Origin of the sequence: Aliiroseovarius salicola (assembly GCF_027891095.1) — a bacterium.
Lineage (GTDB): Bacteria > Pseudomonadota > Alphaproteobacteria > Rhodobacterales > Rhodobacteraceae > Aliiroseovarius > Aliiroseovarius salicola.
Genome location: NZ_JAQIIO010000001.1, coordinates 569355 through 595717, shown reverse-complemented (window position 1 = coordinate 595717; position 26363 = coordinate 569355). Strand labels below are relative to the sequence as shown.

The window sequence follows — 26363 nt, the reverse complement described above, 5'->3', positions numbered from 1 at the left end:
TATGCCCCGGCCTATTTGTTGGCAAGTCAAACTGCGCTTTTCGGGGACAAACTTAGGGAATGGGTTGGGCCGCTTGCGGGCCGCAGCGTCACGACGTTACCTCCGGCGCCTTGCATTTGGTCGTGTGTCTGGATGCCTGGAATAATCTGAACAGAAACCCCTGCCCGGCACAGTTGCTCTTGGGCATTTTCGACCCGCTGATCCCCCTGGCCCGCACCGTCGACCAACCAGATTACCCGACGCCCACCCCGAGCACCGTTCAACGCTATTTTGTCTGGATTCGATCCCACAAATACACGCTCTGCATCACGGCGCGTCAGCGCCAGCAATTCATCCGACGCCGAAAGGTTATGCAGAATCATATCCGCACGCTGCATCGCATTCAGCGCTCGGAAACTGATCAGGTCGGCCTCTCCCGATCCAACGCCAATGATAGTTACGCCACCTGCCGCGCTACCCTCGGCCCCAAGACCAGAATGGATCAGCTGTTCAGCCGTCTTGCTGTCCCCCGCGAGAAAGCTGTCAGCGACAGGGCCGTCAATCATATTTTCCCAGAACCGTCGACGCGCCCGGCCGGACGGAATATGCGTTTCAATGGCTGTGCGAAAACCTGAAAGGAAACGGGCCAGTTTGCCATACCCCGGCGACAGCATCGCCTCGATCCGCGCCCGCAGGATCCGTCCGATCACGGGCGCAGTGCCACCCGTAGATATTGCCACGGTGATTGCATCGCGCTCGACCACTGATGGGGTGATGAAATCACATAGCGGTTTGACATCAGCCACATTGACCAGTGCTCCGGCGGCTTTGGCCCATTTGTGCAGTCGCGTATCACGCACCGGGTCTTCAGATGCACCGTATGCGACGACAACACCTTTGAAATCGATTGCCTCTGGACGACGTGGGACATGGGTGAAATTTCCGCGACCGATCAACGCCAGAACCTCACTTTCTGGTGCCGGATCATACAGTCGGACCTTCGCGCCTGCCGACAATGCGCGCTCCGCACGTCGCGCGGCACAGGTGCCGCCGCCATCAACGAGGATGGTTCGGTTTTTCACATCTAGAAATATCGGCAGGTGGTCCATGCGCTTTTCTCCGGGTTCGATGGCCCGTTTTGCGCCGCACTTTGGAAGAAATTCCATAGAAATGAAGAATACTTGACCTTGAAAAGACGATGCTTCCATAATGGCTTCTCAAAGCAGGAATATTTTCCACATGACATTGAGGGAGTGACATGGTTGGTTTTTTAACAACAGGCACTCAATTCGCCCGATCTCGGCATTCTGGGATATCTGGACCTATCTCCCGACTTAACTGGCCCTACACTGGATCCTCGCAGACTGATTGGGTTCTAGTTCGATTAATTGAACAGTGAACACGCGCCAAGTCTGCCCGACCCGGGCACACTGCTGCCCAACCACACAAATAAGCCAGCGACAGGACAAAATGCCCAAACCTGAAAACCTCCAGATAGATACATCCCCATCGGTTTCAGACGAGGTGCGCAAAACGACTTGTTACATGTGCGCCTGTCGATGTGGCATTAACGTGCATATGAAAGACGGGCAGGTGGCCTATATCGAGGGCAACCGGGACCACCCTGTGAACAAAGGGGTTCTTTGCGGCAAGGGTTCTTCGGGCATTATGCAGCATTACGCCCCCTCACGCCTGCGCGCACCGCTAAAGCGGGTGGGCGAACGTGGCTCAGGCAAGTTTGAGGAAATCAGTTGGGATGAGGCATTGGAGATCGCTGCGGGTTGGCTTGCCCCCTTGCGCGAGGAAGATCCATCCAAACTGGCGTTTTTCACCGGGCGTGATCAATCGCAAAGCTTCACCTCCTGGTTTGCACAGGCCTATGGCACACCGAACTATGCGGCCCATGGCGGGTTCTGTTCCGTGAATATGGCCGCCGCAGGGATCTATACGATGGGCGGCGCGTTCTGGGAGTTTGGTCAGCCGGATTGGGATCGCACCAAACTGTTCATGCTATTTGGCGTGGCAGAGGACCATGACAGCAACCCGATCAAAATTGGTTTGGGTAAGCTGAAAGAACGTGGGGCAAAGGTGATTGGCGTAAATCCAATCCGCTCAGGATATAATGCGATTGCAGATGAGTGGGTGGGGATCACCCCAGGCACCGATGGCCTGTTCATCATGGCGCTGATGCATGAACTCCTGCGCGCAGGGAAGGTCGATCTGGCCTACTTGGCCCGCTACACAAACGCAGGGTTTATCGTTGATGAAGACCCTAATTCACCAGAAAAGGGTCTGTTTATTCGCGGTGCCAGCGGTAAACCGCAGGTGGTGTCACGCGAAAACGGCGAGCTGATGGACTACGATTGTCCAGGCGTCACTCCCAATCTTGCGGCACAAATGGTTGAAGGCAGCGTCACCCACCGCACGGTCTTCCAGCTTATTGCGGAACGGTATCTGAGCGACGAATACGCTCCCGAGGCCGTCGCTGAACGCACGGGTGTATCCGCTGACAAAATCAAGTCTATCGCGGCCGAACTCGCCCGTGTGGCTTTTGAAGAAGAGATTGTTCTGGACCAGCCCTGGACCGATTGGAAAGGGCAAAAGCACGACAAAATGATCGGTCGCCCGGTTGCATTCCATGCCATGCGCGGGATCTCGGCGCATTCGAACGGGTTCCAGACCTGTCGTGCTCTGCATATGCTGCAGATCCTGCTCGGTTCTGTCGAAGTGCCGGGCGGGTTCCGGTTTAAACCCCCCTACCCCAGGCCACCTGAGGCACATCCCAAACCCCATGCTGGTGTGACACCCGGCCAACCGCTGGACGGACCGCATCTGGGATATCCGCTGGGGCCGGAGCATCTGCTTTTGGATGATGACGGCAACGCTAAACGCATCGACAAGGCGTTTACATGGGAAAACCCGCTTTCGGCGCATGGCCTCATGCATATGGTGATCTCCAACGCTCATGCAGGGGACCCTTACAAGATCGACACGCTGTTCATGTATATGGCCAACATGGCGTGGAACTCGACCATGAACACCACCGAGGTGATGCGCATGCTCACCGATAAGGATGACAATGGCGACTATGTGATCCCACGCATCATCTATTCTGATGCCTATTCGTCGGAGATGGTGGCCTATGCGGATCTAATCCTGCCGGATACGACCTATCTGGAACGCCACGACTGCATCTCGCTTCTCGACCGTCCGATCTGCGAAGCGGATGGCGCCGCAGATGCGATCCGTTGGCCAGTGGTGGAACCAGACCGCGATGTACGCGGCTTCCAGACCGCTTTGATCCAGCTTGGCGCCAAACTTGGCTTGCCCGGCTTTGTAACCGAAGACGGGTCCGCAAAGTTTGAGGACTATGCCGACTACATCGTGAACCATGAACGTCGACCGGGCGTTGGCCCACTGGCCGGATTCCGCGGCAAAGATGGCGAAGGTCGTGGCCGAGGAGAGCCTAATCCAGACCAAATCGACCGATATATCGAAAATGGTGGCTTCTGGGTTGACCATATTCCCGAGGATGCCGCCTTCTATAAGCCGTGGAACAAAGGCTATCAGGAATGGGCCGTCAAACGGGGCATCTTTGATGCCGAAGCGCCCTATGTGTTCAACCTTTATGTAGAACCCATGCGAAAGTTCCAACTTGCCGCCGAAGGGCATGGGGACATTCAGCCACCAGATCATTTGCGTGAACGGGTGCATCAAACCATGGATCCATTGCCGATCTGGTATGAGCCCTTTGAGGACAGCAATGTGGATGTCGAAGAATATCCAATCCATGCTCTGACCCAACGCCCAATGCATATGTATCATTCATGGGGCACTCAAAATGCGTGGCTGCGCCAGATTACCGGCAAAAACTCCCTCTATTTGCCCACTAAGATATGGGAAGCAAACGGGTTTTCAGAAGGTGATTATGCCGAGGTAAGTTCGGTGCATGGAACCATTACGGTACCTGTCGCCCATCACGCGGCACTAAACGAAAATACCATCTGGACCTGGAATGCGATTGGCAAACGCAAAGGCACCTGGGCCCTTGATGAAGACGCTCCAGAAGCCACCGAAGGATTCCTGCTCAACCACCTCATTCACGAGTTGCAGCCGCCGAAAGGCGATGGGATGAGATGGGCCAATTCAGACCCTATCACAGGGCAAGCCGCCTGGTTTGACTTGCGGGTGAAGCTTAAGAAAGCAGACCCTAAACCTGCTGAATCTCAGCCAGCGCACGCTCCGATCACATCCCCTGTGGGCAAAGCCCCCCGTAACGTTACGAGGAAGATCTGATGACCTGTTTGCCCACCTCAACCCAGAAAAAACTTGGCCTGGTCATTGATCTGGACACTTGCGTTGGCTGCCACGGTTGCGTGACCGCCTGCAAAGGCTGGAACACGCAGAATTACGGCGCTCCCTTGTCGGATATTGATGCTTATGGCGCGGATCCGTCGGGCACCTTCCTCAACCGCGTTTTCAGTTATGAAGTGCAGCCGGAAGAAGGTGCGGCCCAGACCGTGCATTTCCCGAAATCCTGCCTGCATTGCGAAGACGCGCCTTGCGTGACCGTCTGCCCAACCGGGGCGAGCTATAAGCGCGCCGAGGATGGGATTGTTCTGGTTGATGAGGATCGCTGCATTGGCTGCGGCCTCTGCGCGTGGTCCTGTGCCTATGGCGCACGCGAGCTAGATCAGGATGCGGGGGTCATGAAGAAATGCACGCTCTGCGTGGACCGGATTTATAACGAAAACCTCCCGGAAGAAGACCGGGTGCCGGCCTGTGTACGCACCTGCCCCTCTGGTGCACGTCATTTCGGTGATCTGGGCGATCCAAACTCCGATGTCTCAAAGCTGGTCGAGGAACGCGGTGGCTTTGATCTGATGCCAGATCAGGGCAACAAACCGGTGAACAAATACCTGCCTCCACGCCTGAAAGATCGGCTGGATACCCCCGCCATGACCCCTGTGACCGAGAAAGAACCCAAAGGGTTCCTTGGCTGGCTCGACAAAGCTCTGGAGCGTATCTGATGCATCCCGCACCAAGTGTTATCATTTTCACCACCCTGTCGGGTCTTGGTTTTGGCCTGCTGGCATTTCTGGGGCTCGGCATTCCTGATGTAACTGGCAACACCGCCTTTGCATTTTTTGCGCTTGCCTATGCAATGGCCGCGGGTGGTCTGCTGGCCTCGACCTTCCATCTCGGAAACAAAAAGAATGCGATCTATGCGTTCAGCCAATGGCGCACCAGTTGGTTGTCGCGTGAGGGGATTGCCGCGGTGGCCACATTGGTCATTTTCGGGCCAGTGGCCATTGGTCGTGTATTCTTTGATTCCGATATGGCTCTAATCGGTGTGATAGGGTCTGTTTTCGCGCTGCTCACCGTGTTCACAACATCAATGATATATGCCCAGTTGAAAACCATCCCACGTTGGTATCAGCCCATTGTGCCCGTGATGTTTCTGCTGCACGCAATCGCCGGTGGCGCACTTTTCGCCGGGGCATCCAAGCTGGCAGGCGTTCTTTTGCTGCTTCTGGTCGGAGTGATGGTCTGGATGTGGCGCGAAGGCGATCGACGCGAGGCAGATGGGGCTGATACGATGGAAAGCGCCACAGGTCTTGGCGCGATCGGCAAGGTGCGGATGTATGAAAGCGCCCATACCGCCCGCAACTACGTGATGGATGAAATGATCCACCGCGTTGGCCGCAAGCATGCGCAAAAGCTGCGGAATATTGCGATTTTACTTATTGGCGCCCTGCCTGCGGTAATGCTGCTGATCCTGCCTGCCGGGCACTTTGTAAGCGCCCTTGCGATCATCTTGCATCTTGCTGGCATTGCAATTGGCCGCTGGCTGTTCTTCGCAGAAGCACGCCATGTGGTCGGGCTATATTACGGCAAGTAACCCCCTGGCCTGATCGTCTTTCATTGATCCTTTCCGCCTCAGCGCCTAGAGAGGGTCAAGAAATTCGAAAGGGCTAGCATGACCAATTATCTTTACAAGCGCGACCTGCCGGATGGGCTGGACCTTGGTCCCGTGGTGGCCATTGACTGTGAAACCATGGGGTTGAACCCCCATCGCGACAGGCTTTGTGTAGTTCAAATGTCCGGAGGCGACGGAAATGCGCATCTGGTGCAGGTGGAAATAGGTCAGACTTCAGCCCCGAATCTTGAGAAAATGCTGACGGACCCCAATGTCCTGAAAATCTTCCATTTCGGTCGTTTTGACATCGCCGCCATGCTGAATGCTTTTGGAGTGGTCACCGCACCGGTCTATTGCACCAAGATCGCATCGAAACTGGTGCGCACCTACACGGACCGCCACGGGTTGAAAAACCTGCTGGATCAACTGTTGAAGGTGGACGTTTCCAAACAGCAGCAGATGAGTGACTGGGGCGCGGAAAAACTGACCGATGCTCAGCTGGATTATGCGGCATCAGATGTTCTTTATCTGCATCAGCTGAAAGACGAACTGGACGTCCGTCTGGTCCGCGAAGGTCGCGCCGAGATGGCGCAGGCCTGCTTTGACTTTCTTCCAATGCGTGCCCGGCTGGATCTGGCGGGCTGGCCAGAGCAGGACATTTTTGCGCATTAGGCGTTTGCCCTTCACTTTTGTCGAGAAGCCGGAGCAATTCGGCTTCCATCGTCAGCACATACGCTCTCAATCGCAATCAATTCTTAATGCAGGCTGGGTAGACTTGCCCAAAAGGCCAATTGAGAAGTGGTTGGGATAATGGCAATATTTCAAACGAATGCTTCAAATGCAGTCCAGCAGGCGCACACTCACATGCCGGATAAAAGAGAACATCGATATGCTTCGGGTTGGTGGTTCATTCCGACCCTTCTCATTGCGATCCCGCTCTGGGTCATGATCATTCGCTTTGCGGCCAATTTTTTTTCCTGAAAGAAATAAGGAATGGGGTGTCCCGATCTTATGCTGGCACCCGCATGACCTAACTACGGCTTGGATCCTCTTGCTTTCTTTGGGCAAACCGTCGCTTATTCCCCCTGATGGCCTTGGCAAGCCAAGCCAAATTGCTAGATAGAGGGGGAAAGGATCCCCGAATGCCCACCTTCAACAACAGTTATTCGCGCATGGTAGCCTGGCTGAAAGTCATCCTGCCGCTGGTCGCGCTTGGGCTGTTGTCGACGATGTTCCTGATTTCAAAATCCATCGATCCGACCAAATCTCTGACCTATGCGCAGGTTGATCTGGATGCGGTCATGCGGGAACAGAAGATCTCTGGGCCGAGTTTTTCGTCCGTCACAAAAGACGGTGCAGCGATCACTTTTTCCGCCGAAAGCGCCCGTCCGGAAGAGGGTAAAAACCGGTACTCTGCAAACGGAATGGTGGCACGGATCGAAACTCCAGATGGCGCTGTGGTCGATATCAACGCACAAGACGCCATGATAGATGGGTCTGCCAGCCAAATCGACCTGACCGGTGGTGTTACACTGGTTACCTCAACGAAATACACCATTCATACCCCCGGTCTTACCACATCAATGGATGCCACCAACATTGCGTCATACGGTCCAGTCACTGCACGTGGTCCTCTGGGTGAAATTTCTGCGGGTCAGGCGCGGATTTCACAGCAATCCGGAAATTCAGGAACCTATCTTCTTGTGTTCAAAGGTGGGGTAAAGCTGGTATATGATCCCCCAGCAGAGGGAGAGAACTAGTGTTGAAATTGTTCAAGCTAACCAGTGTTGTGGTTGCGATGTTTGCCGCAAGCCAAGCCCTTGCCCAGGCTCAGGTTGCCTTTGGGGGACTGAAGCATGACAGCACTCTTCCGGTTGAGATATCTGCTGACCAACTGACCGTTGATCAGGCTGACGGCACCGCAATCTTCAATGGCAACGTCAAGATTGGCCAGGGCGACATGCGCCTTTCTGCGGCAAAAGTGCGGGTGGAATATGCCACCGGCGAGAACAGCACCGGCGAGATCTCAAAACTCTTCGCAACAGGTGGTGTGACCCTGGTGAACGGATCTGAGGCCGCAGAGGCCCGTGAAGCAGTCTATACGATCGAAAGCGGCGTTGTTGTGATGACTGGAAATGTAATCCTGACACAAGGTCAAAATGCCCTCTCCTCAGACACATTGATTGTGAATTTGGCCGCAGGAACCGGCACCATGGAAGGCCGTGTGAAATCCATCATTCAGACCGGGGGCAACTGATGCCGGAACTTGCGGTGGACAATGAGACGGGCTCGGACCGGACCGGTTTGCGGATCAAGGGTCTGCGCAAAAGTTATCGCAAAAAAACCGTGATCCATGATGTGACGCTCGAACTTGATCGCGGCGAGGTCGTGGCGCTTCTTGGCCCCAATGGTTGTGGCAAGACCACCACCTTCTACGCCATCGCCGGGCTGGTCACACCCGAGGCCGGACAGGTCCTGATCGACGGACGCGATGTGACCCTTTTACCGATGTATCGTCGCGCAAAATACGGTATCGGCTATCTGCCGCAGGAAATGTCGATCTTTCGCGGCATGAATGTCGAAGACAATATCATGTCGATCCTCGAGATCTCGACATCCGGCCGCCACAAGCGCCGTGAGCGCCTGGAAGAGTTGCTGAACGAGTTTTCGATCAGCCACCTGCGCCGCGCGCCCGCGCTGGCCCTGTCTGGCGGTGAGCGGCGCCGTGTTGAGATTGCCCGCCTGTTGGCCGCTGACCCCAAATACCTTCTGCTGGACGAACCTTTTGCCGGCGTTGACCCCATCGCTGTTGGAGAAATTCGTACCCTTGTGCATGACCTCAAAGACCGAGGGATTGGTGTGTTGATCACTGACCACAATGTACGCGAAACGCTCGAGATCGTGGACCGGGCTTATATCCTTCACGATGGCCATGTTTTGATGAGCGGAACAACCGACGAGGTTATCCAGGATGAGAACGTAAAGCGCGTCTATCTCGGTCAGAATTTCTCTATCAATTGAATTTAACACCTCCGATCTGCTTGACACCTCTGTCGATGTGTCATCGAATGGTGGTGATGAACAAGAACGCGACTCTTCGTCGTGCCCGCCTTAAAAACGAGGCAAGCACCAAGATCGGCACCGAAAATCGGCGCCTCATTTCCTGCAAAATATATGAAATTACGCATTGCTCTATCCGGGGGCAAGGCGCGCTGTAACCTGTAAATACCATAGGAGGTAGGATGCAATATCAAATCAGTGGCAAGCAAATCGACATCGGTGACGCCCTTCAGGTTCATGTGAAAGATGAACTTGGCGGTGTGGTTCAGAAATACGCCGAACGTCCAACAGACGCCCAAATTGTATTCTCAAAGAATGCGCATGAATTTGTGTGCGAAACCACCGTCCACCTTTCAACAGGACTGACGGCGCAGGCACGGGCTCATGCCACCGAAATCTACTCGGCATTTGATCAATGCGCCGAAAAAATGGAGAAACAGTTGCGCCGTTACAAGCGTCGGCTGAAAGATCACCACCGAGATCGCGCAGACCCGGTTGAAGTTTTCGGCGGCTCCTCTTATATCCTAGCGGCAGAGGAAGGTCCGGAAGAAGCAGACAACGCTCAACTCGAACCCATGATCATCGCCGAAATGGAAACGCGCATCCCGTCGCTCTCCGTTGGCGAGGCCGTTATGCAGATGGAATTGGCCCATGCGCCGGTTCTGGTGTTCCGCAATGAGAAAACCGATGGGTTGAATGTGGTCTATCGCCGTGATGACGGTAATATTGGCTGGGTCGACCCCAAAAACGACGCTTAAACCGCCCGCATTCTTGACGGGCGGGGAGTAATATTGATGGAGCTTTCGAGCATACTTCGCCCCCCGGCCGTCAAGGTCTTGGCAAATCTGTCGTCAAAAAAGCGCTTGTTTCAAGAGCTTGGCGAGATTGCCGCAGCAAACTATCAGATTAATGGCCGCGCAGCATTTGCGGCGCTCCAAGAGCGTGAAGCTCTTGGGCCTACCGGCGTAGGCCACGGTGTTGCACTGCCGCACGCACGCCTTCAGGGGCTTGATCAGGTGGTGGGATGCTTCATCAGGGTAGAAAAACCATTTGATTTCGACGCTGTTGATAAACAGCCGGTCGATCTGATCTTTGCACTGTTTGCCCCAGAAGACAGTGGTGTTGATCATCTCAAAGCGCTTGCTCTCGTGTCGCGCACTTTGCGGGATCAGTCCATCTGCTCGAAGCTGCGCGCCAATGGCGATTCGGCCACGCTGCACGCGCTTTTGACTGACAGCATCGCGAATAAAGCCGCTTAATGCGCACCGTCAGTAAAAAAAATCTGATACATTCAGAGCATCACCAAGCCCGCGTCCCACGCGGGCTTTCTTATGTGGACTGTTTTCATCGCCCCAAAGGGCGGAAACCAAACATCATGTAGTCGCGCTGGTAAAGTTTACGAATCTTTTTCTCGATCTCCGTGTCATAGATCTGAGACAGCGCAAATGGTTGATCTTCGGCCGGGGCTGCGGGCCAATCAGACATGGTGATTCCAAGCTCTGCCAACAATCCGCCAAGCCCTTCTTCCAACTGGTCTTCGCGCAGCACATGATCTGGCAACGCAAATCCTGCAAACCCCTGTAGAACTGCCGATTGAGAGGCCCATGCCGCGTCGACACGAATACCCGTTTGGCCCTTCAGGTTACGGTCCACAAAATCGATGAATTGAACAAAGGCTTGTTTGTGCGCCTCAACGCTCCAGCTTTCATCTGGCTCAGCCTCTGGCACCTCAACGCCGTAACTTTCGCGAAGAGCATGTTTGATATCCCAATAGGTGTCTGGCCCATGGCGCAGAAAATGATGGCAAAACACCGAATGCAGGCGCTCGACCGGGTGTCGCAACACGGTAAAGCTCCGATGCCCTTTGTGTTCACGCTTCCATTTGCGCAGCATTTTTTGGGAAAATCCGGCTTGGGTTTCGCCAAATCTGTTCATCCAGTCCTGCACGCGCTCTTTCGGACCGCCCTTTACTGGCATGAACACCATACCAGTGGCCTCAGACAGCACGTATGTCGTCACTGCCGCCGGGCGTGAAGGCTCAAAGTTCGGAATGCGGTGCAGATCAAAAACGTCGATCTTCCCGACGGTCTCAAGAAGCTTGTCATAGTTGACCACCTTGTCTTCGAGGGACTCCGGGTTCTGCTTTTTGAACGTTCCAGCAAATTCGGTGATTTCGTGATCTACTCCTAAAAACCGTGCAAGCCCGTTCAGCACAGCCAGATCCTGTGCATCCTCGTAATCAATATAAAACGCCGTTTGCCCGCTGCGCTGGAGCCGGTCTTTGATTTGCAGCTGGAAGTCCTTCATTCGATAAAAGAGTCGCTCGAACTCCCATCCGTGGAATGTAGCCCTTTTTTTGATTACATCCTTCACATCATTGAGCTGCCACTGATCCGTTTCCCAAGCAATCTTGCGCGAGACATAGGCCTCTAGGTGATTGCGCGTAAGCACAACTTTGGCACAACGAGGATCGTCGATGAGTGCTTCAAACACGCGCGGATCGTGGTCATGGAAAAACCGAAACCCGGGAAGACCATCTGTTCCCTTTTTAATCGCCTCTACCAGAACCAATGGGTCCTTGTCTCGAGCACGGGTGGTCACGCCAAAGAGTTCCTTGGTCTTTGGGGACACCATGAAATAGGGATTGAACGCTTCTCCATAGCACTTCAAACCCGGGAACTGATCCAGATTGCTCTCAAGAAAGTTCGATCCTGTGCGCATTTCGGCAAATATGATGAAGCAATCGAATTGTGGTGTCATGTGCCTGCCGTTTAGCCCGCCAAACAAGGTGGTAGGGTTACTGAATCAAATAGGGTTTTCGTATTTCACGCTGAGGAATAACCGGGTCAGCACCCGGTGGGTAATCCCCCATGAGATATGGTTGCATTCCTTGGTTCTTGAGATTTTGCAAGAATTGCCCAAACCCATCCAGCGGGACCAATTTTGGTGCTTCTGTCAGGCGCGTGTTCATTCGCCCCCCGATTTCATCAAGGATCAATTGCAGCGGCTCCATCGGATTTTGCACAAAATCTGCTAATGTCCAGACCCTCACGCGCGCCCGAGAATACCCTGATCTTAGAATATCCAGGTGGTCACTTTCGATTTTTTGCAGCCTGGCCGCTTCGCGCCGGATTTCGGAGAAATTCCCGGTGGAACGGTATAGCGGCACAGACCAGGCGCCCGATATCACACTGATATAGGCATTGGGGTCTTTTGCCACATCCCAGCTGATGTCCTGATTGTCCGTCGGTCCAAATTGGAAGCTTTGCCGCTCTCCTCGGGTGGACCAAATCAGATTTGTCAAAAACGCACGCGGGTCATAATCCCGGAGTGACACGCTGTCGGTCAGCGCGCCGCTGAAGTCCGTCTGCCGGCCCGCAAACTGCACCCGGTCTGGCGCATAAAGATGGCCATGAACCCGCCCGCCAATGGTGCGCTCAAGCCAGGGTTCAAAATCTTCAAAGACTTCGGTGAACCCTTCAAATATTGCATAGGGCGTGCCCGTCAGACCATTTTCAAACCCCATTCGTGGAAAACGGCTTTGCATGAACAGCCCCGACCGACCGCGGGTTCGCCGTTCTACTGCTTTCGAAAAAATGCGGTCAATCTTGCCGGGATTGGGCTCTGCCCCGGTCATGATAGCGGCAGAGTCGGACAGGAAACTGTCATATAGCTTGTCAGCTTTCGGCCAGATTTTCCGGGCCACGAAACAATCTGACCGGCGCAAAAGCTGCAAGTGATCATCGTAAAAGATATGAGGTTTGCCCTGATAGTCGAATTTCGACAAGGTGAGCGAACGGCTTTCAATGTCAGTGGAATGAAGGCGCACTAGAGTCTGATAGTAGCTTTCATCCGGGATCCAGACCTTTTTGAAATATCGGTCATAGCTTTCACGATCCGGATCATGAAGGATGTCAGATAGTGTTTTGCGCGTCAGACACCACCATTGGCTGCCGAGGTGGGGCACCAGCCCGGCAGGGACTTTGCGCTTGATATTCAGGCGGCGTTGCAAATTGACATATCGGTCAAAAACCCAGCGGCGCCGCTTCCACGAAAAGGGAAACCTGAGGGTGAAACGTTCGCGGTCCAACCCACCAACAGTCCATGGCACGTCTTCCGTGGTCACACTTTCGATGAAGTTGGTGCGCGGACGGGCGTTAAGATAGCGCAGCATTTCCGAGACTGGTCGCAATGGAAGACAAGACCCCGAGGCAAGGAACACATGGCTGACATGTGGGAAGCTTTTCAGCATCAGCTCTGATGCGGTCTGACTGGCATTCACCAAAGACCAGGTGCCCCATTCACACTTATGTCGCCCGCAAAAGCGTACATTTTCGAGATCGCTCAACGCGTTGACAAAACGGGCATAGGGTCGACGCTTGACCCGTTTGTCCACGTGGATCACAACCGGGCAGTCATGCTTGGACCAATGGCGCACCAGTTGCTCTGCGCGGTCCAGCGCGTCGTGCACCAACATGACCACACCCAAGCTCATGCCCAGTTTCCTTTCGACATGATGCCCAGGATCTCAAGCTGCCGCCAATTGATATACTTCTCGCTCCATTTGCACCAGAGATCCGGGTTGTCCTTCAGATGCAGGTGATAAGAGCGGTATTCATGCCCACCAGCATAATGTTGGTTTCGCTTGAGCTCTTCTTCAGCTTTTGCGCTGAACGTATCAAGGAATTTGGCATGGAGCAGGCAACCCGACGCTTTCTCTCCTCCCCATTCGTCATAGACCTGATTCAGACCCCGCGGCAGGATGGTGTGGGTCGAACTGAGATAGGTATATTGCTTGTCCCACTTCACCAGTGGAATCTTGTTCAAGGCCGGTGCTCGCCTGGGGGCATCGGTGAAAAATGCCCGCGTGCGCGGCCCGCCCTGAATCCAGAGATTACCGTAAAAGGGGTTTTTCTTGATCATGTAATTGCCGCTGTCGAACCAACAAGCAATATCAAAGGGATTCTGCCCTTCGCGATAGGGCTGCGCATCAAGCGGACCCTTTGGATACATGTCCAACAGCATCGCCCCAAAAGAGCGCACGCCTGAAGTGTCAAGCCAGTCGGTCAGTGCCCGCAACGGGCGGGTGTCGCAGAACGGGTAAACCAGAAACTCATCGGGATCGACCACCAGGGTCCAGTGACCGTGTGCATATTTGCGTTGCAGCCAGTTCAGCCAATCAACACCGAAATGGGACTGTTTGTAACTGGCGCCCGTGGTCCAGATCGACACATCTTCCTGTTCAGCCAAGTACTCGCGCCCACCATCATCGGACCCATTATCGACAATCAGGAAATGGCTGACCCCAAGGTCACGATAGTATTTCAGAAAAAAGGGCAGCCGGATACGCTCATTTCGCAGGGTGGAAAAGACCAATATGTCGTCCGGCCGGATTATACGGGTGCGATTGGCAATTTCGCTCAGCTCGCGTCGTTTGCGAAACGCGCGAACTTGCCGCCGCTTACGCTGCAACCTCAGGCGATATGATGTCCAGACGCCCAACCGATATCCTGCCTATGCTCTGCCTACCAAATAACTGCCCATTGCACCCACGGTTCAAGCCATTGCTCTTCCGTATTGAACTACATGTATGAACAATAGCTTAGATTCATCCATACATGTGACAAATCTGCCGGTAAACTGTTTTAAATGGCTTTAATTCCACTCTCCGGTCGACATCAAGCCAAGCGCGCAGAGCTGTTTCCATCCCTGATAGAGCACCGCATGATCATACCACATGTCAGGTGCACCAACCACACCGTCATAATAGGCATCATGCTGGTCTGGCTGACCAAAATGTTGGCCACGCTGCTTTTCTTCTTGCGACCGCTCAACAATGTCAGGCAGAAATTTCGTGTGCAAAAGGACCCCGGACAGCCGGGCGTCCCCCGATATGGCTTTGGGACCGCTCCATTCCAGATTCAACTTCGGGGGTAACGCCGAATGAGTGGAGTTGGCATAAGCAAAACGCCTGTTCCACTTTACCAGAGGTAGCTTGTTCAGGGTTGGCCCACGTTCAGGACAATCCGCAAAGAACATCCGTTCACGCGCGCCCCCCTGCAGCCAGAGGTTTTGCATCGGCATCTGCCTCGTTGCGCGATAGGGTGATGGGTCAAACCAATTGAGAAGCTCTGTAGGTTCCTGACCAGCTGAATATGTTCCCGCCCCAAGTGGTCCTTTCGGGTAGAGATCGAGCATCATGGCCCCCAGCGCATTCGCACCAGACAGCTCAAGGCGCGCCGTCAAGGCATGCAGGTCACGTGTTTGCCAGTGAGGATAAATAAGGATCTCATCCACATCCACGGTCAGACACCATTTCGCGTTGCCAAATCGAAATTGCAGCCAATTCAACCAATCTACACCAAACCTTGAGGCTTTGTAGCTGGCATCTGTACGCCAGAGAGATACATCGGGTTGCTCAGTTAAAAACTCTTGAGTGCCGTCGCTGCAATCATTGGCCACCATCAGGAAATGACCAATGCCGAGATTTCGATAATGTTCCAGAAAATGAGGCAGGCGCTGCATTTCATTGCGCAGCGTGGTGAAGGCCAATATTTGTCCCGGAGGGATAGTCGCAGTACGATCAACCACCACGTCGAGCTGGTGGCGCGACCGGATCGCTCGCAATAGCAGCCGCCGACGCTTCAGACGCATCCGATACGCAGACCAGAGCGCTGAGACGCCAGCAGCCATACAGGCTTACTCGGCTGCCTTTTGCTGTGTGATCAAATCGTTGAGATAGCCCGAAAACTCATCCCGCAACTCGTCACGCGCCAGACCAAAGGACACAGTTGCTTGCAAGAATCCAGCTTTGGAGCCGCAATCAAAACGTTGCCCACGGAACCGATAACCATAGACCTCGCGCCCTTGATTCAACTCTTCGGCAATTGCATCGGTGAGTTGGATCTCGCCCCCTGCACCGCTTTTGATTTTGTTTATGCTGCGCAGAACATCAGGGGTCAGGATATAGCGACCGATCACTGCAAGATTTGACGGCGCTTCATCGACCGAAGGTTTCTCAACCATGCCACGCGTCGAAACCATGGCACCGAGATCTTCCTTCACATCCAGAACACCATAGGCGGAAGCCTTTTCAGGAGGAACCTCCATTGCGGCAACCATGCAGCCACCCGTTTCCTCATAAGCTTCGACCATTTGCTGCAGGCACGGCTTTTCAGCGGCAATCACATCGTCCGGCAAGATAACTGCAAAGGGTTCATTGGCAATCAAGCGCCGCGCACACCAGACCGCATGACCAAGACCAAGCGCCTTATGTTGACGAATATAGGCGATGGCCCCGGACTCCATATTGGTGTCTTTCAAAACCTCAAGGAGATCATTTTTACCCTTTTTCCGTAGCTCTTGCTCAAGCACTGGGGAATTGTCGAAATAGTCCTCCAGCGCACCTTTGCCACGCGAGGTCACGAATATGAATTCCTTGATACCTGCGGCCCGCGCCTCATCAATCGCGTATTGGATCAACGGACGATCAACCAAAGTCATAATTTCCTTAGGAATGGATTTTGTTGCAGGAAGAAAACGCGTGCCCAATCCAGCAACTGGAAAGATGGCTTTTGTAACTTTGCGCTTCATTTAACTTGTCCCATCTAACTTTCCGCCAATCTCTCGCAAAAAGAGTGTGGCAGGATATTATTATTTACTTGTCAGATCTAATTCTGACATCGTCACGATCTATCTAGGGCAAACCAATCAGGGAAGAAACCCACTTGCCACCACACTGCTGATATTCGTCTGGGTAGAATTATGCCTTAACCAGACAATTATGTCATCACCCACACTGGCTCTTTCTACTCAATCTCCATATCTGACAACATGGCCTCAATCCGGGCCACATCTTCAGGATTATTCAGCTCCCAGAATTGCCGCCCCCGGGCATCGACCTCGACACATTGCACGGGGCGCTCGCGCTCCAAGAACCGCAGCTGCTCCAATCCTTCCAGCCGCTCCAGTGGGCCGACAGTCCAATGCGGATAGGCCGCAAGAGCGGATGGCCGGTAGGCGTATACTCCCACATGATGAAACACCGGTGAGGGGGAGTTTCGGTCGATACCTACCCCTTCCACGTGGGGAATAACCTCTTTGGAAAAGTAGAGCGCTTTGCCCTCTGCCCCGAATACAACCGTGGTGCCTCCGACCCGCCCAGCGCGCCGATCCTCAATAAAATCTGCAAGCGCCTGCCCCGTGCATCGCAGAACCGGCGTGGCCACCTCGGCGGTCGGGTGGATTTTCAATCCGGCTACCAGATCTTCAATGAACCAGGGTGGAGTGAGTGGTGCATCCCCTTGGAGGTTCACCACCACATCATAGCCATTCCCCAACTTATCGAACGCTTCTGCGCACCGTTCTGTCCCATTCGCACAGCTCGCGGAGGTCATCACAACTTCTGCCCCGAACGCTTCAGCCACCTCAGATATCCGGCTGTCATCCGTGGCCACGACAACCCGGTCAATCCCCGCCACGGCTTGCGCAGCTTCCCAAGACCGCTGGATAAGCGGCTTGACCACACCTGTCGCTCCCTTCAGGGGCGCAAGCGCCTTTCCGGGGTAGCGGATCGAGGCATAGCGGGCGGGGATGACAAGAAGGGTTTTCACGGAATGGCTCAGGCGGGTTTCAGATCCACACCCTTGGCATAGGCGATGAAAAACGGGTTTTCATAAATCGGCTTGCCATAGGTCAGCGGAGAATGATCGTCAAAGCGCACAACAGCACCACCAGCTCCGTTCAACACAGCATGGCCCGCTGCTGTGTCCCATTCCATCGTGCGGCCAACGCGGGGGTAAATATCCGCTTCTCCTGTGGCGACCAGACAGAATTTCAGGCTCGATCCAGCGGATCGACTGTCCTTCACCTGATATTTGTTGATGTAGTCATCAGTGGCCTGATCCCGGTGCGATTTTGATGCCACGACCATCAACGCGTCATTATCCGGGGTGGAAACATTGATTTCTTTCACCTCGCCCAGCGCACCTTTGTCAAAGGGCCCCATCTCTTCGACGCTTTGCCCATCGGCGCGGGTAAAGAACATACGATCACGTGCTGGCGCATAAACGACGCCTCGGATCGGGTTACCATCTTTCACATAGGCGATGTTTACGGTGAAATCGCCACGGCGATGAATGAACTCTTTTGTGCCATCCAACGGATCGACGATCAGGAATTCATCGGCCTTTTGTGCGTGGCTGTCAGCTTGCTCCTCGGTGACAAGCAGCACCTCCGGAAATGCTTCGCGCAGGCCTTTAGAGATCAGAGCATCTGCCGCCTCATCTGCAGCCGTAACCGGGCTGTCGTCGGATTTTGATTTCACTTCAAAATCATCGGAATTGTAAATCTCCATGATCACCTCTCCGGCCTCAAGGGCCAGACGGCGCATGACCTTCTCTAATCGGTCAAAATCCAACGGGGTCGCTCCTATTTTGCATCAATCGGCGTTGTTGCCATGTTTTATAACCTCTCTTATGGTTTCAAGGTAAAGGAACAGCAAGAATTCCCAGTTAAATTGATGCATAAAAGAGGCAAATAGATCATCTGATGTTTCAGGCTACCAGGCAAAACCGATCGCGATTCGAAGCGGCCATCTCGATGTGTGAGGTGATCTATGTCGCAACCGTGCAATCTGTTCGACAGTCGCATTCTAACGCTCTCATCGCGCTCCTGATCAATATCATGCAAACCATGATGCTGGTTGTAATATTTTACCTGATGTTCACGCTTCTAGGCCGCGACAGGGTGAAGATTCAGGGGGACTTTGTTCTTTACCTCCTGTCCGGGATCTTCCTTTACATGACCCATATTAAATCCGTGGGTGCGGTTGCTGGGTCAGGGGGTCCAACTTCCTCGATGATACTGCATGCACCCATGAATACATTTGTCGCAATTGCCTCGGCCTCATTAGGGGCGCTTTACATCCAGTTCCTGTCAGTGGGTGCGGTATTGGTGGTCTATGATCTCATAACCGATAATGTCGAATTCTATAATATGAAGGGGGCGGCCGCCATGTTGGTGATGGCGTGGTTCTCTGGAATATGCGTGGGAATGGTGTTTCTGGCGTTAAAGCCATGGTTCCCGCAGCTTTCTTCTATGGCGAGACAGATTTACACCCGCGCCAATATGATTGCATCCGGCAAAATGTTTCTGGCGAACACCCTGCCGTCTTCCATGATTGTGATGTTTTCCTGGAACCCACTGTTTCACATTATTGACCAGGCGCGTGGATATGTCTTTGTGAACTACAATCCACATTATTCATCGACGTCCTATCCGTTTTACCTGTCACTCGTGCTGCTGGTGATCGGGCTGTTGGGGGAACATTATTCGCGCAGACATGCTTCCGTCAGTTGGGGCGCGCGCGGTTGAGGTTCCTGGCATCGCTTTTTCTGTGGCTCATACCCGTCGCGGCAATGCCCGATTCCTATCCTGCGCTATACGATGTCTCAAATGTAGCTTCTGACGATGTTCTGAATGTCCGCGAGCACCCCACTACCGGCGCCGAAATTTTGGGCGCTTTTCCTCCTGATCGCACTGGGATCGAAATCGTATCCATTTCCAGCGACCTGACTTGGGGCATGGTGAATATTGATGAGCGGGCGGGCTGGGTCTCTCTTCGATATCTCGCGCGCCAGCCCGGCCAGGACTGGGGGATGATGCCCTGGCCGCTTGATTGCTATGGGACAGAACCCTTCTGGGACCTGCATGGCAGTGGCGAAGACACGCTGGTTCTTGAGCGTATGGATGAAGGGGAACAACACTTTCGCCTCTCGATGACCACAATGACATCCGGGCGACCTGACCGTTACTGGATGCGCGGCGAGGACGGGCCCCGCGAAACGCTGATGAACCTGCGCCGCGAAGAGTGTCACGATGGCATGTCGGATCGTGGATATGGTCTGAGTGTGGACATTCTGCTTGATACAGTTGACGGACAAGAGGCCCTTTCCGGGTGCTGCTCCATTACTCCGCGCTGACCAACCTCATCGCACCACACGCAGGGTCAAATTGATCCGTCCATGATCCTTAAGCAGATCACTTGAGCGAAACCGCAGCCGGTCAATGCCGTGATAGGCCAGCCGGGCCGCACCTTTCAACACCAGCACATCCCCCGATCCCAGCCAGGCTGATTGCGTCTTGCCTCCCCGCGCGGTGCCTCCGATACGAAACAGCGCGTCATCCCCGAGGCTGATCGACACAACCGGAAAACTGAAATCCCCTTCGTCCCGGTCCTGATGCATGCCCATTTTCGCCCCTTCACCATAGAAATTCAGCAGGCAGCTGTCCGGTACCACGTCACAGTCAGACACCTGTTTCCACACGTCCTGAATCTCATCCGGGATCTTGGGCCACGATGTTCCATTCGGATGGTGCGTTTCATAGCGATATCCCTGCCGGTCACTGACCCAACCCAATCGCCCACACGAAGTCATCCGTACCGACATTCGCCTGCCAGACGCGGTGACCGGATGAAAAAGTGGCACTTGGGCCACAACATCACGGACCCGATTGACCACCACTTCCTGCTGGTTCCGATCCAGCATGTGCTTGAAAAGTTTTGCCCCGCCCAGATCCATTGCTTCCATTTCTTACGCTTTCATTGCCAAAACACTGAAAATGACTCGCTTTTTTGCGCAGAACGCTGTGTTTGAACGCTTGCAGCACCCATTCAGCCTACTTATATACGCTTCGACGCCGGGATTGGACGATCCGTTTCCGGCTTGAAAATTGGGATCAGGGGCCGGTGCTTCGCAAGGCCGGTTCCTTCAACATCGCCTAGAAGAGGATTTTGAGCATGGCCAAAGTCATTGGTATTGACCTCGGGACCACCAACTCCTGTGTCGCCATCATGGACGGCTCGCAACCGCGAGTAATTGAAAACGCAGAAGGCGCACGTACGACGCCTTCAATTGTTGCCTTCAAGGACGAAGAACGCCTTGTTGGTCAACCCGCCAAACGTCAGGCCGTCACCAACCCCGACAACACTGTGTTTGCTGTAAAGCGCCTGATTGGCCGCAACATGCAGGACCCGGCTGTCGAGAAAGACAAGAAACTCGTCCCCTATTCCATCGTTGATGGTGGTAATGGTGACGCATGGGTTGAGGCCGCTGGCCAGAAGTATTCGCCCTCGCAAATCTCGGCCTTTATTCTTGGTAAGATGAAAGAAACCGCTGAATCATACCTCGGCGAAGACGTGACCCAAGCGGTCATCACCGTTCCTGCTTACTTCAACGACGCCCAGCGTCAGGCCACCAAAGACGCCGGCAAGATTGCTGGCCTCGAAGTGCTGCGTATCATCAACGAACCGACCGCCGCCGCTCTGGCCTACGGTTTGGACAAAGAGCAGACCCAGACCATCGCGGTCTATGACCTTGGTGGTGGTACCTTCGACGTGACCATCCTGGAAATCGACGATGGCCTGTTTGAAGTAAAATCGACCAACGGTGACACCTTCCTCGGTGGTGAAGACTTCGACATGCGCATCGTCCAGTATCTGGTCGATGAGTTCAAAAAGGAAAACCAGGTCGACCTGTCGAAAGACAAGATGGCCCTGCAGCGCCTGAAAGAAGCCGCTGAAAAAGCCAAGATCGAGCTGTCGTCGGCCTCACAGACCGAAATCAACCAGCCGTTCATCTCGATGGGCGCTGATGGTGCCCCGCTGCACATGGTCATGAAACTGACCCGCGCCAAGCTGGAGAGCCTCGTATCGGACCTGATCAAACGCTCGATCAAGCCCTGTCAGGCTGCGCTGAAAGACGCAGGTCTCTCGACCGGCGACATTGACGAAGTGGTTCTGGTGGGTGGTATGACCCGCATGCCGAAAGTGATCGAAGAGGTCACCAAATTTTTCGGTAAAGAGCCACACAAAGGTGTGAACCCGGACGAAGTGGTTGCCATGGGCGCCGCCATTCAGGCCGGCGTTCTGCAAGGTGACGTGAAAGACGTTGTGCTGCTCGACGTGACCCCGCTGTCGCTGGGCATCGAGACGCTGGGTGGCGTGTTCACCCGCCTGATCGACCGCAACACCACGATCCCGACCAAAAAGTCGCAGATCTTCTCAACCGCGGAAGACCACCAGAACGCCGTGACCTTGCGCGTGTTCCAAGGTGAACGCGAAATGGCCGCCGACAACAAGATCCTCGGCCAGTTCAACCTCGAGGACATCCCGCCGGCACCGCGCGGCCTGCCGCAGATCGAAGTGACCTTCGACATCGACGCCAACGGCATCGTGGAAGTGGGCGCCAAGGACAAAGGCACTGGCAAAGAGCAGAAAATCACCATCCAAGCCTCGGGCGGTCTGTCAGATGACGACATCGAAGCAATGGTGAAAGACGCTGAAGCCAACGCCGAGGCCGACAAAGAGCGCAAGGAACTTGTTGAGGCTCGCAACCAGGCCGAAAGCCTGATCCACTCGACCGAAAAGTCGATGGAAGAGCATGCCGACAAAGTCGACCCAACCACGATCGAAGCGATCGAGCTGGCCATTGCCGCACTGAAAGACGACCTCGACAAAGAGGACGCGACGGCTGACAAGCTGAAAGCGGGCGTTCAGAACGTGACCGAAGCTGCCATGAAGCTTGGCGAAGCGATCTACAAATCGCAACAAGCCGAAGCTGAAGGTGAAGAGCCGGAAGGCGAAGACGGTCCGCGCGCCGCTGATGACGACATCGTAGATGCCGACTTCGAAGACCTCGACAACGACAAGCGGTCGTAAGTCTCTCTAGGTAACGGTTGGCCTGCCAAGTGCGGGCCAACCCCCTCCCCAAGGGAGAATTTAATGGCAAAACGTGACTACTACGAAGTTCTGGGGGCCGCCAAAGGCGCGTCTGCTGATGAGCTCAAGAAAGCCTATCGCAAGAAGGCAAAAGAGCTGCACCCGGATCGCAACTCTGACAATCCCAACGCCGAAGCTCAATTCAAAGAAGTGAACGAAGCTTATGAGGTGTTGAAAGATGCCGACAAGAAAGCCGCCTATGACCGTTATGGTCATGCGGCGTTCGAGGGTGGCATGGGTGGTCGTCCGGGCGGTGGATATGGCGGCCAGGGCGATTTCGCCAGCTCATTTTCCGATGTGTTCGACGATCTCTTCGGGGATTTCATGGGCGGACAACGTGGCGGTGGTGGCCGGTCGCGGGCGCAACGTGGCTCGGATCTGCGCTATAACCTGCGTGTAACCCTGGAAGAAGCCTATACGGGCCTGCAACAGACCATCAACGTCCCTACGTCGGTCAGCTGTGACGAATGTGACGGGTCTGGTGCTGAAAGCGGTGCTGAACCGACCATGTGTCCAACCTGCTCTGGCATGGGCAAGGTTCGCGCACAGCAAGGTTTCTTTACTGTCGAACGTACCTGCCCAACCTGTCAGGGCATGGGTCAAATGATCAAGAACCCGTGCAAATCCTGTGGCGGTGCTGGTCGCAAGGAAAAAGAACGCTCGCTGTCCGTAAACATCCCAGCCGGGGTGGAAACCGGCACGCGTATTCGCCTGGCTGGTGAAGGCGAGGCGGGGCTGCGGGGTGGTCCAACTGGTGATCTTTATATCTTCATCGAGGTCACACCCCATGCGCTCTTTGATCGTGAAGGCACGCACTTGCATTGCCGCATCCCGGTCTCAATGACCTCTGCCGCAATGGGTGGGGATATCGAAGTACCCACCATTGATGGTGGCCGGTCTCGGGTGAAGATCCCGGCTGGCAGCCAATCTGGCCGTCAGATGCGTCTGCGCGGAAAAGGCATGCCCGGTCTGCGCGGTGGTCCGTCCGGCGACATGTATATCGAATTGTCGGTGGAAACGCCGGTCAACCTGACCTCGAAACAGAAAGAGCTTTTGCGCGAGTTTGAAAAACTGTCTGAAGAGAACAACCCGGAAAGCTCGAACTTCTTTTCGAAGGTGCGCAGTTTCTGGGATGGGATGACCTCTTAAAGCTGGTTTGCCTTAACCATTGCTTTACCAAAGCTATGCAAGGGTTGGTGTATGACGCACCAACCCTTTTCTTTTGGCGAAAAGCCCATGAGTTTGTTTGACACGGATGAGGCCCTGCCGGTTCCTGTCAAACAAGAGAAAGGGCGCCTGCCCTCCTATATCAAGGATCACCGCAAGCGCCTGCGGGAGCGGTTCATGACAGGCGGGGCAGCCGCCCTGCCCGACTATGAAATGCTGGAACTGGTGCTCTTCCGTGCGATCCCACGTCAGGATGTAAAACCTATGGCCCGACGCCTGCTTGACCGATTCGGAGATTTCAACGGAGTGATCTCTGCCCCGGTTTCGCGCCTGCAAGAACTCCATGGCATCGGGCCATCGGTGATCACAGAACTCAAGATTGTCGAGGCGGCAGCGCACCGGCTGGCCCGGTCCCGCGTGATGCAGCGACATGTGATCTCATCCTGGGACAGTCTGGTCGATTATTGCCACACCACCATGGCGCATCGGCAAACCGAGCAGTTCCGAGTTCTGTATCTCGATACGAAAAACGTGCTGATCGCAGATGAAGAACAGGCGCAAGGCACTGTGGATCACGTTCCGGTCTATCCACGCGAGGTGGTTAAGCGGGCGCTAGAGCTGAATGCCTCGGCGCTTATCCTTGTCCACAACCACCCTTCGGGGGATCCAACCCCATCAGAAAGCGACATGCAGATGACGCGCCAAGTGGAACAGGCCGCTACTGCACTGGGAATTTCACTGCATGATCACCTTGTGGTCGGAAAATCAGATGAACTGAGCTTCCGTGCACAAGGGTACCTCTGACAGTCGTTCAAAAGCAAAAAGACGCGAGATCAATCCAGCCAAATTTCCACCCGTCGGTTCACTCCCCGCCCCCAGGCGCTTTCGTCACACGCCATGGGCAAAGCCTCCCCGAACGCCTCGACCCCTAGCGCCACGCGCGTGGTGTCTAACCCTTCTGCCTCAGCCAGAACGGCCTGCCGCACTGCATCCGCACGTTTACGAGACAGATTGAGGTTCTGCGCAGCGGCACCCTGACCGTCTGAAAATCCAACAAAGCTCATCTTGCGCCCGTCAAATCGCCCTGCCTCAAGCGCACGCGCCAGCAGAGTTACATTGGACCGTGACGGCGCATCCAGATAGGTAGAGCCACCTTCAAAGCGGAACGTCAGGGACAAGCGGCTTTGCCGCGTGACAAAGCGCGACAAGCGCTGCAATTCCTCAAGAGTGATCTCGTCCCCTGCCATCGCAATCGCATTCGCCAGCCGGTCCCCCTGATGAGACAGCGGCACCACCGACATTGCCTGATCCACATATCCTGCCCGGCGCGTCACCAGCTGCGCGGCTTCACTGCGCAGGTAAGTCAGAAGTTCTCTGCCCAGCTGCGGCAAGCGCAGTTCTGGAAGGTAAAGGTAAATAGGGGTGGTCAGTGGGTAATCTTCTGCTTTGATCGCCAGTTCAGTTGCATCAACACCAAACCCGCACCGTCCTGAAAGCTGGACAATCTCATTGTTACCCTGACGGGTATATGGCGCGATACCCAATCCAAATGGATCCCGCACGACAGCATCCAGCAGGGCCGCATCGCTTTGCACGCGAACGACACGATCGGACAAGCGTGTACCTTGTGCCGAGATCACTTTTTTCTCGAAAATGGGCGCAAAGCCTGTCCCCTCCGCCTGCAAATAAGGGGTTATGGGCGCATCCTCTCCCCCCAACTCTTGCCAGCTGGTGATCTTGCCAGCATAAATCGCGGCAAGCTGGGACATCGACAGGCGGCGCACCGGATTGCCCGGGGAAACCACTGGGACCAATCCGTTCAGTGCCAATACACGCTCTTGTCGCCGACTGTTTAAATCTCCGAGCCCCGCCTCATAGGCCATCACACGCTCTCGGGAATTGACTTCACGCTGTGACAGAACGATATCCGCCTTATGACCAAGCAAATCCGCAAACCCTTCGTTTGAGGACCCCAGTTGAATGGTGATCTGGGCGGCTTTCTGTCCGGCGTCACCTTCGTAAAGCGTGTATTGCACACGCCCAGCCTGCTGCTCTTCGCGCTTCAGCGCATACCCCTGTCGCAGGGCGAACCCTTCGACCAAGGCAGGCATGAGAATCGCCCCAAGTTCATGCGCCCCAGAAATCACCAGATCTGCAACATAGGCCCCCAGATTGGGGCAGCCAGGACCTTCGCAACGCACCCCCGAACCATCCACGGTCAGGATGCCATATTCCGTCTCGATGCGGTAAAACTCACCATCATAACCGATCAGATTTCCGGAAAGGGTAATCGACCCGTCACGCGCGATAAGGGAGATATCCTCTGCCTTGGCATGTCCTCCCTGCCAAGCAAGAAAAAGTGCGGCGCATATGGCCGCACGCAGATAGTTCATGGTCTGCCTCTGCAACGTTCGATTAGAATTGACGAGAGTATGCAGCAGTTGGCGCGGGGACAAC

Annotated in this window: 24 protein-coding genes; 14 read left to right on the top strand and 10 right to left on the bottom strand. The window is 54.6% G+C overall.

Features of this window, described 5'->3' with window-relative positions; all coding sequences use genetic code 11:
* Positions 1-26 precede the first annotated feature (26 nt).
* A complete protein-coding gene (locus O2N63_RS03015; RefSeq protein WP_271052644.1) occupies positions 27-1145 on the bottom strand; it encodes an NAD(P)-dependent oxidoreductase in 1119 nt (372 codons plus the stop codon).
* Positions 1146-1449: 304 nt separating this feature from the next.
* On the opposite strand from O2N63_RS03015, the gene O2N63_RS03010 reads away from it, so the two are divergent.
* The 9 genes from O2N63_RS03010 to O2N63_RS02970 all read left to right on the top strand — a co-directional run bounded on the left by O2N63_RS03010 (position 1450) and on the right by O2N63_RS02970 (position 10218).
* On the top strand, positions 1450-4275 hold the full coding sequence (locus tag O2N63_RS03010) for a molybdopterin oxidoreductase family protein (RefSeq protein ID WP_271052643.1): 2826 nt from the start codon (positions 1450-1452) through the stop codon (positions 4273-4275).
* On the top strand, positions 4275-5009 hold the full coding sequence (locus O2N63_RS03005) for a 4Fe-4S dicluster domain-containing protein (RefSeq protein WP_271052642.1): 735 nt from the start codon (positions 4275-4277) through the stop codon (positions 5007-5009). Before O2N63_RS03010 ends, O2N63_RS03005 begins: the two co-directional genes overlap by 1 nt.
* Positions 5009-5881 (top strand): dimethyl sulfoxide reductase anchor subunit family protein, encoded by an 873-nt coding sequence (locus O2N63_RS03000; protein ID WP_271052641.1) that lies wholly within the window; start codon positions 5009-5011, stop codon positions 5879-5881. The genes O2N63_RS03005 and O2N63_RS03000 overlap by 1 nt, the downstream gene beginning before the upstream one ends.
* 78 nt (positions 5882-5959) lie before the next feature.
* Positions 5960-6571: a ribonuclease D gene (locus tag O2N63_RS02995; RefSeq protein ID WP_271052640.1), complete on the top strand. Its 612-nt coding sequence runs from the start codon at positions 5960-5962 to the stop codon at positions 6569-6571.
* 470 nt (positions 6572-7041) lie between these two features.
* Complete coding sequence (locus tag O2N63_RS02990; RefSeq protein WP_271052639.1) at positions 7042-7659, top strand: hypothetical protein; 618 nt, start codon at positions 7042-7044, stop codon at positions 7657-7659.
* A gap of 38 nt (positions 7660-7697) precedes the next feature.
* On the top strand, positions 7698-8156 hold the full coding sequence (locus O2N63_RS02985; RefSeq protein WP_271052821.1) for an LptA/OstA family protein: 459 nt from the start codon (positions 7698-7700) through the stop codon (positions 8154-8156).
* On the top strand, positions 8156-8920 hold the full coding sequence (gene lptB, locus O2N63_RS02980) for an LPS export ABC transporter ATP-binding protein (RefSeq protein ID WP_271052627.1): 765 nt from the start codon (positions 8156-8158) through the stop codon (positions 8918-8920). Before O2N63_RS02985 ends, lptB begins: the two co-directional genes overlap by 1 nt.
* A gap of 221 nt (positions 8921-9141) precedes the next feature.
* Positions 9142-9717, top strand: coding sequence for a ribosome hibernation-promoting factor, HPF/YfiA family (hpf, locus tag O2N63_RS02975; protein ID WP_271052626.1), 576 nt, complete (start codon positions 9142-9144; stop codon positions 9715-9717).
* Positions 9718-9753: 36 nt separating this feature from the next.
* On the top strand, positions 9754-10218 hold the full coding sequence (locus O2N63_RS02970) for a PTS sugar transporter subunit IIA (protein ID WP_271052625.1): 465 nt from the start codon (positions 9754-9756) through the stop codon (positions 10216-10218).
* Between the two features lie 85 nt (positions 10219-10303).
* Here the strand turns inward: O2N63_RS02970 and O2N63_RS02965 are convergent, their stop codons facing one another.
* The 7 genes from O2N63_RS02965 to cysQ all read right to left on the bottom strand — a co-directional run bounded on the left by O2N63_RS02965 (position 10304) and on the right by cysQ (position 18377).
* Positions 10304-11719 (bottom strand): sulfotransferase family 2 domain-containing protein, encoded by a 1416-nt coding sequence (locus O2N63_RS02965; RefSeq protein WP_271052624.1) that lies wholly within the window; start codon positions 11717-11719, stop codon positions 10304-10306.
* Between the two features lie 37 nt (positions 11720-11756).
* On the bottom strand, positions 11757-13454 hold the full coding sequence (locus O2N63_RS02960) for a DUF5927 domain-containing protein (RefSeq protein WP_271052623.1): 1698 nt from the start codon (positions 13452-13454) through the stop codon (positions 11757-11759).
* A complete protein-coding gene (locus O2N63_RS02955) occupies positions 13451-14461 on the bottom strand; it encodes a glycosyltransferase family 2 protein (protein ID WP_271052622.1) in 1011 nt (336 codons plus the stop codon). Before O2N63_RS02955 ends, O2N63_RS02960 begins: the two co-directional genes overlap by 4 nt.
* A gap of 153 nt (positions 14462-14614) precedes the next feature.
* Positions 14615-15652, bottom strand: a complete 1038-nt coding sequence (locus O2N63_RS02950; protein ID WP_271052621.1) for a glycosyltransferase family 2 protein — start codon at positions 15650-15652, stop codon at positions 14615-14617.
* A gap of 6 nt (positions 15653-15658) precedes the next feature.
* The gene (gene galU / locus O2N63_RS02945) at positions 15659-16552 is read right to left on the bottom strand and encodes a UTP--glucose-1-phosphate uridylyltransferase GalU (protein ID WP_271052620.1); all 894 of its coding nucleotides are present in this window, start codon (positions 16550-16552) and stop codon (positions 15659-15661) included.
* A 215-nt stretch (positions 16553-16767) separates the two neighbouring features.
* Positions 16768-17571, bottom strand: coding sequence for a 3-deoxy-manno-octulosonate cytidylyltransferase (locus tag O2N63_RS02940; protein WP_271052619.1), 804 nt, complete (start codon positions 17569-17571; stop codon positions 16768-16770).
* Positions 17572-17579: 8 nt separating this feature from the next.
* Entirely contained in the window at positions 17580-18377 is a 798-nt protein-coding gene (cysQ, locus tag O2N63_RS02935) for a 3'(2'),5'-bisphosphate nucleotidase CysQ (RefSeq protein ID WP_271052618.1), read from the bottom strand.
* 131 nt (positions 18378-18508) lie between these two features.
* Here cysQ and O2N63_RS02930 point away from each other — a divergent pair, with 131 nt between their 5' ends.
* Both O2N63_RS02930 and O2N63_RS02925 read left to right on the top strand, forming a co-directional pair.
* Positions 18509-19333: an ABC transporter permease gene (locus O2N63_RS02930; protein ID WP_271052617.1), complete on the top strand. Its 825-nt coding sequence runs from the start codon at positions 18509-18511 to the stop codon at positions 19331-19333.
* Positions 19334-19377: 44 nt separating this feature from the next.
* Entirely contained in the window at positions 19378-19941 is a 564-nt protein-coding gene (locus O2N63_RS02925) for a peptide-binding protein (RefSeq protein WP_271052616.1), read from the top strand.
* 6 nt (positions 19942-19947) lie between these two features.
* Here the strand turns inward: O2N63_RS02925 and O2N63_RS02920 are convergent, their stop codons facing one another.
* On the bottom strand, positions 19948-20550 hold the full coding sequence (locus tag O2N63_RS02920) for an alpha-ketoglutarate-dependent dioxygenase AlkB family protein (protein WP_333780720.1): 603 nt from the start codon (positions 20548-20550) through the stop codon (positions 19948-19950).
* A gap of 209 nt (positions 20551-20759) precedes the next feature.
* On the opposite strand from O2N63_RS02920, the gene dnaK reads away from it, so the two are divergent.
* From dnaK to radC, 3 genes are all read left to right on the top strand, one after another.
* Positions 20760-22679 carry a molecular chaperone DnaK gene (gene dnaK / locus O2N63_RS02915; RefSeq protein WP_271052615.1) on the top strand — a complete coding sequence of 640 codons (1920 nt, stop codon included), beginning with the start codon at positions 20760-20762 and terminating at the stop codon, positions 22677-22679.
* Between the two features lie 63 nt (positions 22680-22742).
* Entirely contained in the window at positions 22743-23888 is a 1146-nt protein-coding gene (gene dnaJ, locus O2N63_RS02910; protein ID WP_271052614.1) for a molecular chaperone DnaJ, read from the top strand.
* Between the two features lie 87 nt (positions 23889-23975).
* On the top strand, positions 23976-24710 hold the full coding sequence (gene radC / locus O2N63_RS02905; RefSeq protein ID WP_271052612.1) for a RadC family protein: 735 nt from the start codon (positions 23976-23978) through the stop codon (positions 24708-24710).
* A 29-nt stretch (positions 24711-24739) separates the two neighbouring features.
* Here radC and O2N63_RS02900 read toward each other — a convergent pair whose 3' ends face one another.
* The gene (locus O2N63_RS02900; protein ID WP_271052611.1) at positions 24740-26299 is read right to left on the bottom strand and encodes a phosphate ABC transporter substrate-binding/OmpA family protein; all 1560 of its coding nucleotides are present in this window, start codon (positions 26297-26299) and stop codon (positions 24740-24742) included.
* Positions 26300-26363: the final 64 nt, after the last annotated feature.